Annotated in this window: 15 protein-coding genes; 8 read left to right on the plus strand and 7 right to left on the minus strand. The window is 57.3% G+C overall.

The window, feature by feature from the left end; translation table 11 throughout:
* Positions 1-365: 365 nt before the first annotated feature.
* Complete coding sequence (locus JQ574_RS28545; RefSeq protein ID WP_212212647.1) at positions 366-1271, minus strand: NAD(P)/FAD-dependent oxidoreductase; 906 nt, start codon at positions 1269-1271, stop codon at positions 366-368.
* Positions 1272-1365: 94 nt separating this feature from the next.
* Between JQ574_RS28545 and JQ574_RS28550 the strand changes: the two genes are divergently transcribed.
* A complete protein-coding gene (locus JQ574_RS28550; protein ID WP_249119662.1) occupies positions 1366-2271 on the plus strand; it encodes a DUF72 domain-containing protein in 906 nt (301 codons plus the stop codon).
* Here the strand turns inward: JQ574_RS28550 and JQ574_RS28555 are convergent.
* The gene (locus tag JQ574_RS28555; protein ID WP_212212644.1) at positions 2264-3595 is read right to left on the minus strand and encodes a hypothetical protein; all 1332 of its coding nucleotides are present in this window, start codon (positions 3593-3595) and stop codon (positions 2264-2266) included. The two genes, JQ574_RS28550 and JQ574_RS28555, sit on opposite strands and share 8 nt — an antisense overlap.
* Before the next feature lie 451 nt (positions 3596-4046).
* Here JQ574_RS28555 and JQ574_RS35290 point away from each other — a divergent pair, with 451 nt between their 5' ends.
* On the plus strand, positions 4047-4304 hold the full coding sequence (locus tag JQ574_RS35290; protein WP_249119671.1) for a hypothetical protein: 258 nt from the start codon (positions 4047-4049) through the stop codon (positions 4302-4304).
* Between the two features lie 50 nt (positions 4305-4354).
* Here the strand turns inward: JQ574_RS35290 and JQ574_RS28560 are convergent, their stop codons facing one another.
* The 3 genes from JQ574_RS28560 to JQ574_RS28570 form a co-directional block, all read right to left on the minus strand.
* Positions 4355-4753 carry a hypothetical protein gene (locus JQ574_RS28560; protein WP_212212641.1) on the minus strand — a complete coding sequence of 133 codons (399 nt, stop codon included), beginning with the start codon at positions 4751-4753 and terminating at the stop codon, positions 4355-4357.
* Positions 4750-5427: an HAD family phosphatase gene (locus JQ574_RS28565; protein ID WP_212212666.1), complete on the minus strand. Its 678-nt coding sequence runs from the start codon at positions 5425-5427 to the stop codon at positions 4750-4752. Before JQ574_RS28565 ends, JQ574_RS28560 begins: the two co-directional genes overlap by 4 nt.
* Before the next feature lie 205 nt (positions 5428-5632).
* On the minus strand, positions 5633-6556 hold the full coding sequence (locus tag JQ574_RS28570; protein ID WP_212212638.1) for a Ku protein: 924 nt from the start codon (positions 6554-6556) through the stop codon (positions 5633-5635).
* 147 nt (positions 6557-6703) lie between these two features.
* Between JQ574_RS28570 and JQ574_RS28575 the strand changes: the two genes are divergently transcribed.
* The 3 genes from JQ574_RS28575 to JQ574_RS28585 all read left to right on the plus strand — a co-directional run bounded on the left by JQ574_RS28575 (position 6704) and on the right by JQ574_RS28585 (position 8770).
* Positions 6704-7084, plus strand: coding sequence for a hypothetical protein (locus JQ574_RS28575; RefSeq protein ID WP_212212663.1), 381 nt, complete (start codon positions 6704-6706; stop codon positions 7082-7084).
* Positions 7085-7120: 36 nt separating this feature from the next.
* Positions 7121-7570 carry a hypothetical protein gene (locus tag JQ574_RS28580; protein ID WP_212212626.1) on the plus strand — a complete coding sequence of 150 codons (450 nt, stop codon included), beginning with the start codon at positions 7121-7123 and terminating at the stop codon, positions 7568-7570.
* Between the two features lie 180 nt (positions 7571-7750).
* Positions 7751-8770 (plus strand): alpha/beta fold hydrolase, encoded by a 1020-nt coding sequence (locus JQ574_RS28585; protein ID WP_212384099.1) that lies wholly within the window; start codon positions 7751-7753, stop codon positions 8768-8770.
* A gap of 38 nt (positions 8771-8808) precedes the next feature.
* On the opposite strand, the gene JQ574_RS28590 is transcribed toward JQ574_RS28585, so the two are convergent.
* Entirely contained in the window at positions 8809-8973 is a 165-nt protein-coding gene (locus JQ574_RS28590) for a hypothetical protein (protein WP_212212620.1), read from the minus strand.
* A 131-nt stretch (positions 8974-9104) separates the two neighbouring features.
* Between JQ574_RS28590 and JQ574_RS28595 the strand changes: the two genes are divergently transcribed.
* From JQ574_RS28595 to JQ574_RS28605, 3 genes are all read left to right on the plus strand, one after another.
* Positions 9105-9407 (plus strand): hypothetical protein, encoded by a 303-nt coding sequence (locus JQ574_RS28595; RefSeq protein ID WP_249119665.1) that lies wholly within the window; start codon positions 9105-9107, stop codon positions 9405-9407.
* Between the two features lie 265 nt (positions 9408-9672).
* Positions 9673-9960 (plus strand): hypothetical protein, encoded by a 288-nt coding sequence (locus JQ574_RS28600; protein ID WP_212384100.1) that lies wholly within the window; start codon positions 9673-9675, stop codon positions 9958-9960.
* A gap of 195 nt (positions 9961-10155) precedes the next feature.
* Complete coding sequence (locus tag JQ574_RS28605; RefSeq protein WP_212212615.1) at positions 10156-10449, plus strand: antibiotic biosynthesis monooxygenase; 294 nt, start codon at positions 10156-10158, stop codon at positions 10447-10449.
* Positions 10450-10544: 95 nt separating this feature from the next.
* On the opposite strand, the gene JQ574_RS28610 is transcribed toward JQ574_RS28605, so the two are convergent.
* Complete coding sequence (locus JQ574_RS28610; RefSeq protein ID WP_212212612.1) at positions 10545-11573, minus strand: TRAP transporter substrate-binding protein; 1029 nt, start codon at positions 11571-11573, stop codon at positions 10545-10547.
* Positions 11574-12314: the final 741 nt, after the last annotated feature.

A 12314-nucleotide genomic window follows, 5' to 3' on the forward strand; every position in this document is an offset into this window, starting at 1 on the left:
CTCGCCGCCTTGCGCCGCCTTGACGGCCAGGACGACGATCCCCCGCCGCGCGGTGGAGCGGCGATCCGGTTGCGGCGCCCCAGTTGGACCGCCGCGCTCTCCCGGAGATCGCAGCCATGCTGACGCGCCTGTGCTGGCCAGCCAAGCCTCCGCTGGCTGTGCCGTGGTTCGCATGGCAACGTGAACTGCGGTCCTCCGCCCGAGCGTGACGCGAAGCCTTCGACTTCAAGAAGCTCTAAGTTATAGAAGCGGCTTCATCGTGAGCGGCTAGCCCTCCTCGCTCGTCATCCAGAACGTAATCCCTCTTCCTGATGGAGTCTGGCGCTGGTTCCCAAGCCGGAAATGGAAAGGCTAGAGATACAGATTTAATCGCATAGGCCGTCGCGGCGCAGGAAAGCCTTATTGATCGCTACGGCTGCTTGCGCGCCCTCCGCGATAGCGACCGCGACGAGAAGAACGTCGCGGGATACATCGCCTGCAACATAGACACCGGGAACGCTGCTTTCTTCGGTGTCCGGGTCGATGACGACGCCTCCTTTCTCGTTACGCGCACACCCGAGACGTTCGGACAGGTCAGACGCCTGATGGCAGCCGGTCGAAAAAAACAAACCGGCGCGGGTCAGATCTGGCCCGGTCTCGAATTCAATCCTTGTGAGCTCTCCGTCCGCGCCTTCAAGGGATCGGACGGGCTCGGTGCGCAGCGGAATGCTGTGTTCTTCGAGTTTGCGAATTGCTTGCGCGCTAACTTCCGTTCCGTCGCTGCAAGCCACTACGTCGGACATCCAGTGCTTCATCATGACAGCAAGCTCTGCCCCCTTATCCTCCTTACCATAGGCCGCTACCGGCTTCCCCGCATATTCGAAACCGTCGCAGTAAAGACAATGATGCACGGAAACCCCATAGAGAGGTTTGATACCCGCGAGTTCGGGAAGTTCGTCAACCAGGCCCGTAGCAAGAAGGACTTTCGAAGCACTGCCAGCCGTGCCGTCCGCACAGACGAACTCGAACCCTTCTCCGGCGCGGCTGATGGCCGTGATCCGAGTGCGGCGCACTGCGACAGTCTTGTAGCGCGAGAGGTCTTCCCGGGCTTCGTCCAAAAATGAGCAAGGAGAACGCCCTTCCCTGCCGAGAAGCCCGTGAATGGCGTGGGAGCTCAGATTGCGCTGATGCCCTTCGTCGCAGACCAACACTGTGCGGTGGCACCGTCCCAAAATGAGCGCTGCACTCAGTCCGGCAGGTCCGCCGCCGACAACGAGAACGTCGAATTTCATTGAAAGCCCTTTTCGTTGCCTAGGTATATAGGCCCGTTCGCGATGCTTTGAACCCCTTCCCCCCATTCGGGCGTTACCAGTCGGGAGAAGGATCATGCCGCGCGCCAGAACAGCAGCCCCATGGACGGAATTGACGCTCGAAGAGCGTCGCGAACGGAGGCGTCTGCGGCGTGAAAAGCAGCGCGAGGATAACATCAAGCGTGCGACGAAAATGCATGCAGCCCGGGTAAGGACGGAAACGAAAAGCTCGGAGAAGCCTCCTGGACCCAAGCCGTCGATTTTCGTCGGTTGCTCCGGCTGGCGTTACTGGAAATGGCGGGATTCGTTCTATGCCAGCGTTCCGCAAAATGACTGGTTCGAACATTACCTTAGGCGATTCGATACCGTCGAAATCAACGCTTCCTTTTACTCGTGGCCAACGGTCGCCGGCGTACAAGCCTGGAAGCGCCAGCCCGGCAAGAAAAAATTCGTGTACACGGTCAAGGTTTGCGAGCTCATAACTCATATCAAGAAGTTCAAGGGCACAAAGACACTGGTGAAGGACTTTGGGATGATCGCCGATATTCTGGGCGATCGAATGGGATGTTTTCTGTTTCAGCTGCCGCCGAGCTATCGCTACACCAAGACCCGGCTCAATGACATTGTCAGCCAGCTCGATCCCGCGCGCCGCAATGTCGTCGAATTCCGGCACGCCAGCTGGTGGAATGACGAAGTGTACGGGGCCTTCCGAAAGGCCGGGATTATCTTCTGCTCCTGCAGCGGACCGCGCTTGCCCGATGAGCTTATCCGCACAGCGGATGAAGTATATGTCCGCCTGCACGGCCCAAAGCGATGGTATCGGCACGACTACTCCAAGAGCGAGTTGGCGATTTGGGCGGGCAGGATTAAATCGAGCGGGGCGAAGAACGCCTGGATTTACTTCAATAACGATAACGATGCTCATGCCCCAAAGAACGCCATAGCTTTGCGGCGCATGCTCGGGCGAGATGGTTCTAAGTAACGGTACCGAGGGTGACCTCCGTAGCCGTTCCGACATTTTGCGGGCGCATCCTCGCCCGCGGCTCGCGCGCTTGCCACCAAGCGCCAACGGCTCCGACGATCTCGTACCACAGCGAGGTTGGCAAATCGGCGGCTGCGATCCTGACCACGTAGCGATCGCGAATCCTATCCTTTGACCACTCCGCCGCCCCGAAATCGAATCCGAAGCTTCCCGCATGGCGTAGAGGCAAGCCTCTGCGTCGCAAGTCGGCACATAGTTCCGCGACGACGTCCCGCGCTTGGATCTCATCGAGCGTCCTGGCAGGAGCCAAAGTGACATAAAGACCGTGTGTAAAATGGCATTCGGCAGCTAATCCGGCGAGCTTCGCGGAAAGATAACGGGTCATCCAACGGCTATTTACCAGCATGGCGGCGACCCGCTTATTCGTCAGCGAACGATAGGCCGGAGATCCCACGTAAGGCGGGAAGTGCGCCGGCAATGCCGCGCCACCGAATAGTCGGACGGCGTTTCCCATCTCTGTCAGGAGGACTTCCAGCAACTGCTGCTTTGCACCCCCCGCGGGCGAGCAAGGAAAGACGGCCGATCCAAGCCGCCCATATTCGACGCCGAGGGAATCAAGCTTCGTATGGCTGCGAAGCAGTATAATCGGAGTTGCTGCACTGCGGGCCCAGCTCAAAGCTCGCAGGATCCGGCCGGACCCGCTGGAAAAACAGGTCGTATCGAAGAGAATCAAATCGAGCCGCGGTTGAGTACATTTAAGTGTCTCCTCAAACGCGCTTGCCGTGGTACAGGAGTCCAATACCAAAATCCGTGGCCGTGATCCCCGAAGTTTTGCGATTTCGGCAAATGATCCGCCGAGTTCGATCCTTCTTAGATGCTTCGTATGACCGTCTATGAGCTCGGTCGTCTCACCGTAGGAGTTCGGCATAGTGATGATGTCAGCTTCAGAGAAGACCGGAGCGGTCGCCATCAGCAGTCCCGAAATGGCGGCCATCCCCGACGCCGTATAGACCGTTTCGCTACCCGACTTGTTCTCGAGCGCGTAGAATGACGGACCTTTCACTTGCAGATCCGCGCGTTGATAGTCGTACTTAAATTCGAACGGGCCCCACCTCGGCCGACCCGCATGCGTCCATGCCGTTTCCGTCTGCCCCCAATCTTGAAGAGCGTGCTCGGCCTTAAGGGCTGCGGCAAGACGAAACTTCTGCTCGATCACCTCGGCTACCGAGTTTGGGAATCGAATCGTCAAAGGATCGCTGAGAGAATCGTTCAGCAGATCGAGCTCTTGCTTCTTTCTAGCGAGGTAGGCTTCTACGGTTTCCATGACGGCCTCTAATCGTCACATCAACGCGACATAGAAGAATTGGATCCTAATAGTGAGTGATCCCTTTTCGCACCGCGCGAAATGGAGTGCCGCCGGCGTCCTCAGTCCGCTAGGAACATTGTGCGAACACTGGCGTTAGTTGGTCCCGGAAGGAGCTTTTGACGGATGCTGGGATCAACCCGGAGAAATCCGGCTAGGCATCAATTCGACGATCATCTCGCCCGGCGCGGCTAAGTCGGAATTGGCTTTGCGACCCAATCAACATGGCGCGGCGCGTGATGGATCAGATCGCCGAGAAAGGCCGCGTTGAAGCCGGTCGGCGCGGGGTTGGACAACACTCCTAATCGATCGCGGAAGGCCTACCCGGCCTCCTGCATCCGCGGCACCGTCATGAACCGGAACAACCGGATCGTTTGGGGATTCACCCCTGACGAGGAGATTTCCGGTGCTGATGATTGACACGCCGAGGCCAAGGACCCGCACACTTCAGGGATGGGCGATCGAAGTGCTACAGGAAGTCGGCGCTATTCGAGAGTGCGAAGAGCACGGATGGATGCAGGACGGCGCCGATCCGCATGCCCGCGAGGGCGCGCTCGAAATCGCCCGCAAAAGCCCGCCGCCTGGAGTATCACCGCAGGTGGCTGCTGGAGCCGTCGCACAAGTTCTGGATTCGATAGGAGATACCTGCCCCGAGTGCCCGCCCGAATGACCCCGGTTCGCTCGCCGCCACGCCGATTGTTTGAAGCAATCCGGGGTGACTTAGCCTCGCGCGCGCTGCAATGCTGCTTCCAATCGCTCCCTCTCCTTATCCCAGCGGACGTTTTCGGTTCGCGATCTCTTCTCAAGAGCGGCCACCTCGGCCTTGATAGCAGCAACTTTCTTCTCATGCTCCCGCTCGGCCGCGTCCAACGCCGCTTGCGCCTTATCGACGGCCTTTCGCCGGCGTTCACGCTCCTTCCGTTTGGTAGCCTCTTCCCTCGCCCGTTCACGCTCGCGCCGTTTCTGCTCCTTTTCGAAGTCAACTGAGGCCTTGCGCTCCGCAGCCTTGTCGACGGCGCGCGGGGAAGGCTTCTTCACCTTGTGGCTTTTCGACTTGTCGCCATGGACCCCTTCTTGCACCTTCCGCTGGCCACTGCCATGGGTCAGCCGTATCGTCACCTCGCAAGTAGCGAGTTTGCGAAACAAGCGAACAGCGAGGCTGGGCTGGGATGGATCTCGGCGGCCCCCGCCCGCCGCAGCGAACCCTCCGTGAACCCGCCGCACAGCACGCCGATGGTTGCGATCTTCGCCTTCCCCGCAGCGATCGCGTCGTAAGGCGTGTCGCCGATCGCGACGGCTTCAGCGCCCTGGATCCCGAGCTTCTCTAGAACTACCTCGAAAATGTCCGGCGCAGGTTTCGATTCCTCAACGTCATCAGACGACGTCGTCAATTCCACCAGTTCGGTAATGCCAGCGATTTCGAGATATTTCTCGACTTCATCCTTCTTTGCGGAAGAAGCGACGGCAATCCGCCGTCCCGCGGCGCGCACGCGGAGCAGCAAGTCCGGGACCGCCGAAAAGGGACGTACAAGCGGCAGATACTCGGTCTTGAAACGATTGCCGCGCCACTCTTCCAATCTTTTGCCGTGGTCCCGTTGTTCATCAGCGGACAGGAAGACGGGAATGAGCTTGTCCCCTCCCTTGCCTATTTGGCTTCGAGCTTGCTCGAAACTCACATCATGGCCGAACTTAAGCATGGCTTCCTGCCATGCGAGCGCGTGGAGATCGACCGAGTCCAGAAGCGTGCCGTCCAGGTCGAAGATAGCGGCTTTCGACAACTTGCAATCCTCCATAGTCGAAGCGAGCGAGTTCGCTTCCTGTGGCACGGCAAGTTACCCGCTCAGTATCCATTATTATGAACCGCACTTTGGCCGCCAAGTCCTCTATGCTGAACGGCTTCGGCAAAGATGTGTACCGGCATTGTGGACGATGGCGTTCCCGCGTGTAGCCAGTGGTGAACAGTACCTTGACGTCTGGCTTCATGGCCAAAAGCCGGGTCTAGGCTGACTTACGCTGCGGTTTCGCCGACGGCTTCTTCGCCGCAGCTTCCTTCGCCGACTTCTTGCCGGCGATCGGCATGAGCATTTCCTTCTGACTGCTTGCGACCTTGCGTGGCTTTTTGGCCGGCTTGGAGTCCCTTGAAGCCTGTGCGCCGCCAATACTCTTGCGTAGCGCGTCCATCAGGTCGACGACGTTCTCCCCTCGGGGACGCTCTTTCGCAGTGATGGGTTTGCCGGCGCGCTTCTGGTTGATGAGGTCAATGAGAGCCGTTTCATACTGGTCTTCGAACTTGTCTGGCTCGAAGTGACCCGCCTTCTGATTGACGATGTGCTTGGCGAGATCAAGCATGTCCTTGGTAACTTTGACGTCCTGAATATCGTCGAAATACTCTTTCTCCGACCGGACTTCGTAGGGATAGCGCAGCAACGTTCCCATCAAGCCCTTGTCCAGCGGATCGAGGGCGATGATGTGCTCCCGATTGGTTAGCACCACGCGGCCTATCGCGACCTTGTTCATCTCGCGGATGGTTTCACGGATGACGGCGAAGGCGTTGTGACCGACTTTCCCATCCGGTACCAGGTAGTAGGGACGGATCAGATATCGCGGATCGATCTCGCTGCGGTCGACGAACTCTTCGATCTCGATGGTTCGCGTCGATTCCAGCGCGACATTCTCGAGCTCCTCCTTGGTCACCTCGATGTACGTATCGGTATCGACCTTGTAGCCCTTGACGATGTCTTCGTTTTCAACTTCCTCACCCGTGTCCGCGTCCACCTTCGCGTACTTGATCCGGTGGCCCGTCTTTCGGTTGAGCTGGTTGAAGGAGACCTTTTCGGATTCCGACGTGGCGGGATAGAGCGCTACCGGACAGGTGACGAGGGAAAGACGCAGGAAGCCTTTCCAGTTAGCGCGGGGGGCCATGGCTGGGAACTCCAAATACTGTTGCTGGGTTCAAGACGAACGGGCAGCCTTGGTTCCGACAGGGTGGCTTCCCAAGAAGGTGATTTTTTCTCAGAGCCCAGCACAAGTGGACTCGACTTTCGTTCTCTTTATGTTCTAGTTCAGGGGATGATCGACCGACCTGCGAGCTGGCGCATGCCTACCCCGAAACAGATGGAAAAACTGGCCGCAGAGGCGGTCCGGAAAGCAGCGAGCCCCGGTGCGGCTCCTGACCCTGCGACCCCTGCGATCCTCAACGATCCTCGAGCAGGGACAAATGGGCTTCGATTGGCGCAACGACATCTCTCGGAAATCCAGCGCCACGTCCTGCGCGTATCCTGCCGACGGTGCGACCGGACTGTGGAAATCCAGACCGCCGATGCGGTCCGATTGTATGGCGGCAACGCGGTCTGGAAGCATGTCGCGCAGCGGCTGCTGGACAACATCTGTCAACAGCGCACCGGCCGGCTTGAAGAAGACGGCTGCTGGCCGGCCGTCGATGCGACTTAGCCTTTCACCCAATTTGGTCTGCACTTGGATCTCCGAATGGCGCCGAAACACCACCCCACGCCGCTTTCGGGAAGTCACCGAAAGGCTTTGAAAGAGGAGCTCGGCAAGGCGCGCGCGATGACGGGTATCCTGGCTGCGCAGTCATTGGAAATGCGTTCCAAGGGCGCTGCACTGATTCAACAGGCCGACAGGTTGCTCTGCGAAAGCTGGAACGAAAGGATGTGGCGCGATGGCGAGCCGATCGATCCGTCACCCACCATCGACCAGGCTATTAATGGCGGCTTTCCTTGGCTCGAAATCCGTTGCTCACGGTGCAACACGCCGAACGATGTCGACCTGGCAGCTCTTAGACACCCGCCGACCACTTTCGTGCACGATCTCGCAAGCCGGCTGCGCTGCCGCAGGTGCGCCAAGATCGGGCGCCGCCCCTCGGCGACCTTGCTCCAGCTTAGCTGGCAGCCGCGCCATCTCAGAACCGAAGTTTAAACGTACAATCTCTACTCGGGCGCGGTTCCGCGTTGTGAACTGATTCCTGCGATCCGGCGCAATGTTTCGACCTCAAGAAAAATGCGTAGGAACGATCCGCGCTACCGCAGGTTCACTCTGCGCTGCAACATTTCCTAGGATCATCCGGATTTCGTGCACGCGCCGAAACGAGTGTGATCTATGACAGCAATCCAGACTATTAAACGCCTTCGCCGATCTGTTCCAGGTCGGCGCACGACCAACTCAACTTCCATCGTGGCAGCCTCGGTTGCGATCGGAGCTTTGGCCGCTATCGCCTTGCTCAATCAGCACCTTGCGAAGAAAGCCGAGCGTGAAAACCCACCTTCTGGTCGGTTCTTAAGAGTGAACGGCGTCCGACTGCATTACGTGGAACGTGGCACAGGCGATCCTGTCGTTCTTCTACACGGCAACGGAAGCATGATCCAGGATTTTGAATCAAGCGGTCTGATCGATCTTGTTGCCAAGGATTATCGGGTAATCGTGTTCGATCGTCCTGGGTTCGGCCATAGCGATCGGCCGCGCAATGTCGTGTGGACGCCGGATGCCCAAGCGGAACTGATCAAGCTCGCCCTCGCGCAGCTTGGCGTTTCCAATGCAATCGTCCTTGGACACTCTTGGGGCGCCTCCGTTGCGACCGCAATAGCTCTGAAATATCCCGGCCTTGTCCGAGGACTCGTGCTCGCCTCAGGATACTACTATCCGACCCTAAGGCCAGACGTGGTTGCGTTGGCCGCTCCGTCCCTGCCCCTTGTCGGAGACATCCTCAGTCATACCTTGTCGCCCCTGCTGAGCCGAGCCATATGGCCGCTGATGATGGCGAAGATCTTTGGTCCAAGATCCGTACCGAAGAAGTTTGAAGCATTTCCGAAGGAAATGGCACTCCGGCCATCTCAGATAAGGGCATCTGCCGCTGAATCGGCGCTAATGATCCCGGACGCGTTCATGCTGCGCAATCAGTATGCTGACCTGAAAATGCCAGTTGTCATCATCGCTGGTGAGCAAGACAAGCTCATCGATATCGACACTCAGTCGGCCCGACTGCACTCCGACGTTACCCAGAGCAAGTTTCATAGGGTTGCGGCGAACGGCCACATGATCCAGCAGACTACCACCGATCAAGTGATGTCAGCCATCATGGAAGTAGCGGGCCAATCGACTGACCTTGTCGCCGCCGAGTAGCCGGCCCTAAAGGCCGGGCTTGCGGCGCCGCAAGAGCGTCAATCTTTGGAAGGCTTTGGTTGCGTTTCGCTGATCGGATCAGACGCCGGAAAGGTATCCTCGAGGCCCTTTTCAAGCTTCGCCTGCTTCTTGTCGGCTTGCACGGCCTGCTTTGGATCGTCTGCGTGTTTGTCGTGAGGTGCCGGGTTGAATTCCTTGGACACACTGCCCTCCTCTTTACAAACCCAAATCAATCGAGTGCCAGCGTTCGTTCAACAACCCCGCGAACCCGCTTTCGTTGCTGACACTTAGGAACGGAACCTGAATGGGGCAGTTGACCGCCCGGAGTGTTAAAATGTCCGATGCTGTCGACTATCTGCGCGCCTACGCCGTAAGAGCCATCTGCAAGGCGCGCCGGATGCCGTTTGGCAAGTCAAAGCGTCTTCAACGAGCAGTCGGCCGAATTTATGCTTTTGACCAAGGAGGCGGCTGTCGCCCCGAACGTCGATCATCTCGACGATTTTCGAACGGCGCGCCAAGTGGAAAAGTCGATCGCCACGCCTCCGCCACCTACCTGATGACTGGACAGACTGGAGTGCGCTTTGTTTGGCAATCGCCGGCGTCTCAAAACGCCAATGCGGTGCAAGCTCGCTCTTGAGAGCTCGCAAATCAGGGCATTTGTTCGCGCCTTCCACGCGGTAAGCTTAGATTGACTCGCCAGTCTTCAGACGCGGCAGCTGGAACCATGTTTCTCGTAGCTGGTTGGCATGACAGTTGACGCAACGAAAGCATACCAAATGCGCTCTCTTACCAGTCGATCACTCGTTTGTTGGACTCTTCTTTTTCTTGTTGTTTCCAGCGGGTGCATCGCTGCGCCAGAGTGCGACTCCATCGAAACCCGGAAGGCCGTGCTCCAATTCGTCTTGGACGACGGCAACAATCCACTGGTCAGTTATGCGGCCAGGAATTCAACAACCGGTAAGGCATCGGCTGACGCGACCTCGCAAGACTCGAAAAGCGAAAAGCCTCTGTATCAGCTCGGTCAGAGGATGGTTACGACCTCAAAGAGCAAGGACAAGCTGACGGTGAAATGCAGTGGCGAGATTTCGGCCGCCGTCGGCGATATCAAAGCGACGAAAGAAGTAACGTTCACCGTACAGCAATCCTCGGACGGCACGACTTCAGTCTCCGTCGATCCGTTTCAATTTTGAATCCCGCAGAGTGATGAATGAATGGATGGTTGCGCGGTTGGCGCGTTGAGACATGCCCCCTAGCCTTGGCGATGACCGTTTACAGGAAAGACAGGAAATAGTCGGGAATTGCGATGACCAAGGCGGACAACGTGCGTTTGCAGCTTGCCTCGCAGTCAATCTCCGGCTCTTATTAAAACTGCCGGAGGGCACGACATGATTACCGAAATTGCACAGATCGAAATCAAGCCGGGTACTGAAAAGGACTATGAAGCTGCGGTCGCCAAGGCGGCGGACCTGCCCCAGATCAAAGGCTTCCACGGGTTCGAGCTGCATCGTTCTATCGAAAAGCCGCAGCGTTATCGGTTCATTGCTAGGTGGGATACTGTAGAGGCCCACAATGATTTTCGTGCCTCGGAGGCTTTCGCGGACTGGCGCGCGTTGGTTGGACCGTATTACGCGGGACCGCCCGAGGTCGAGCACACCGAGACAGTGGTCTCAACGTTCTAGCCCCTGAGCGCTGACGCATTCGTGGTCTTTCGGGTAAGTATCTAACTTCTGTTGTTGATCCAGAGCCGACCTCCGCTCGAAGCGTTCGATTCGGTTTACGAAGTCCGCTTGAGAACGGAGCGACGCTTGCTGAAGTTTCGGTTCGCAGCCGCGGAGCGGAATTGCTCGATGGCTATACCTAGCGCCGTAAGGGCACCTTCCTCAAGGACCCCGTGGTCATATTTGTCGAGCGTTTCGCGTACGATGTGGTCAATTTCATTTTCGATCTGCACCATATCCTCATCCGCGGAATCACGGATCTTAGCTGCGAGATCCAACACTCTATCCCTGAGCGACGATGCGTTCTCCTGCTCGTCCGGATAAAGGAAAGCGCGAAGACCTGCACCGAACGAACCTAACGCCGACAGGACAAGGATACCGCCCCAAAAGTAATCGCCGTAGCGCTCAAGGAACGTCCGTTCTGTTCCGTCAATGTAGGCAGCTACGCCAGGATGTGCAGGGATAGCCGCATCCTTTTCCGTATTAGGTTTTTCGATGGTCGCTGTATCGGGTATCTCGCGCAATATCATTTGACGATGAGCGAATAACTCACGGGAAAAGGCTGCAGCAGCTTGCTCCGAGAGGGCTTTGCCAGCGACGACAAGATTGCTAACCGCGACCACACTTACTGCTTCTGGCGGCAATGCTGGATTAGAACCGAAAGCAGACTTTGGTATCTCTACAGCCTCAATCGTCGGCTGTCGGAGGACGATCGCTTCGGCTGTTTCCAGGTCAAGAAAATTTGGCGCTTCCCGAAGCCGTGAGAACGATCGGAAGATTTCCGCAAGCGCCTTGCTCTTGATTGCACCCGTGGTCGCAAAGAAATTGAAACTTTTGTCTCCTGCCATGGCATCCATACTGCCAAGTGGCACGATTTCGACCTTGTTGGGGGGAACGCCCTCTGAGGATAGAACAACATTGAGCAACGCGAGGTCTGCAGATGTCCCGTTTAGTACAGCGATTCTGGAGCCGACGAGGTTCTTCCACTCTGTGGCTCGAGAAGGCTTTTGACCAGGTATGTGTGCCGTCCAAAGAAAAAGTGCGCTTTTTCGCAGCACAGCAATAGAAAGGAGATCGGCAGACATTACATCGCTTCGGACGGCGGCTAAGTCTGCGTCGCCTCTCCTCAAGAGCGCTGTCTCCTGACCTTGGTCCACCACGCTTACTGAGAGACGTACTGAGCTTCGTGCACGTGTAAGAACGCGAGCTATAGCTTCGACAATCCTGGCATCCTCGCTGGCGAAGGCCACGGCGATACGAAGTGTCATAGGCCTCAAGGTAGCAAACAGGATGCCACTGGCGATCATTGCAACGAAGAAGCCTGCCGCGGCCAACGCGTAAAGAACTCTGCGTCGATGTTCATTTCTCCGCCGTCTAGACTTCCGCGACGCTGCCTTTATAGCCATGAAATTGCGCCTTTCGAAGGATTCTAGACATACTTAGAGAGCAGGACGTCGCGTGACGACTTCTGCGATCGCTTTGGCTTCATTGGCAGCTTGATAACGACGATCCCGTCAGATCACAGGATCCTTGTATTCACAGTTGAGCCTGTTCAGTCCTTGAAAGCATCACCGATTCTGCCATGCAAACCTTAGCCGCTCCCACTTTGCTTCCGTCCAAGTCAGCGCTCTAATGAGGTTTTTGCAACAATGGGACATCCTGCGCAATGAACAGGAGACCGAGGGGCAGCATCCAGATACCCAACACAGGTAAGAAGCTAAAGACCCCGCCAAGAATCAGCAATAATGCGACAGTTAGACGAGCCGCGAATGAGGACGGCTTTCGCAACCAGTGAATGAAGCGAGAGATCCTAGCCGGCACTCGCC

The sequence above is a fragment of the Bradyrhizobium sp. AUGA SZCCT0158 genome (assembly GCF_018130065.1).
Taxonomy (GTDB): Bacteria; Pseudomonadota; Alphaproteobacteria; order Rhizobiales; family Xanthobacteraceae; genus Bradyrhizobium.

Coding starts and splice junctions, on each gene's coding strand:
- JQ574_RS28575 (WP_212212663.1), top strand. CDS start 6,704: ATGATCGACCGACCTGCGAGCTGGCGCATGCCTACCCCGAAACAGATG.
- JQ574_RS28570 (WP_212212638.1), bottom strand. CDS start 6,556: ATGGCCCCCCGCGCTAACTGGAAAGGCTTCCTGCGTCTTTCCCTCGTC.
- JQ574_RS35290 (WP_249119671.1), top strand. CDS start 4,047: ATGATTGACACGCCGAGGCCAAGGACCCGCACACTTCAGGGATGGGCG.
- JQ574_RS28595 (WP_249119665.1), top strand. CDS start 9,105: ATGTCCGATGCTGTCGACTATCTGCGCGCCTACGCCGTAAGAGCCATC.
- JQ574_RS28565 (WP_212212666.1), bottom strand. CDS start 5,427: ATGGAGGATTGCAAGTTGTCGAAAGCCGCTATCTTCGACCTGGACGGC.
- JQ574_RS28555 (WP_212212644.1), bottom strand. CDS start 3,595: ATGGAAACCGTAGAAGCCTACCTCGCTAGAAAGAAGCAAGAGCTCGAT.
- JQ574_RS28580 (WP_212212626.1), top strand. CDS start 7,121: ATGGCGCCGAAACACCACCCCACGCCGCTTTCGGGAAGTCACCGAAAG.
- JQ574_RS28610 (WP_212212612.1), bottom strand. CDS start 11,573: ATGTCTGCCGATCTCCTTTCTATTGCTGTGCTGCGAAAAAGCGCACTT.
- JQ574_RS28550 (WP_249119662.1), top strand. CDS start 1,366: ATGCCGCGCGCCAGAACAGCAGCCCCATGGACGGAATTGACGCTCGAA.
- JQ574_RS28585 (WP_212384099.1), top strand. CDS start 7,751: ATGACAGCAATCCAGACTATTAAACGCCTTCGCCGATCTGTTCCAGGT.
- JQ574_RS28605 (WP_212212615.1), top strand. CDS start 10,156: ATGATTACCGAAATTGCACAGATCGAAATCAAGCCGGGTACTGAAAAG.
- JQ574_RS28545 (WP_212212647.1), bottom strand. CDS start 1,271: ATGAAATTCGACGTTCTCGTTGTCGGCGGCGGACCTGCCGGACTGAGT.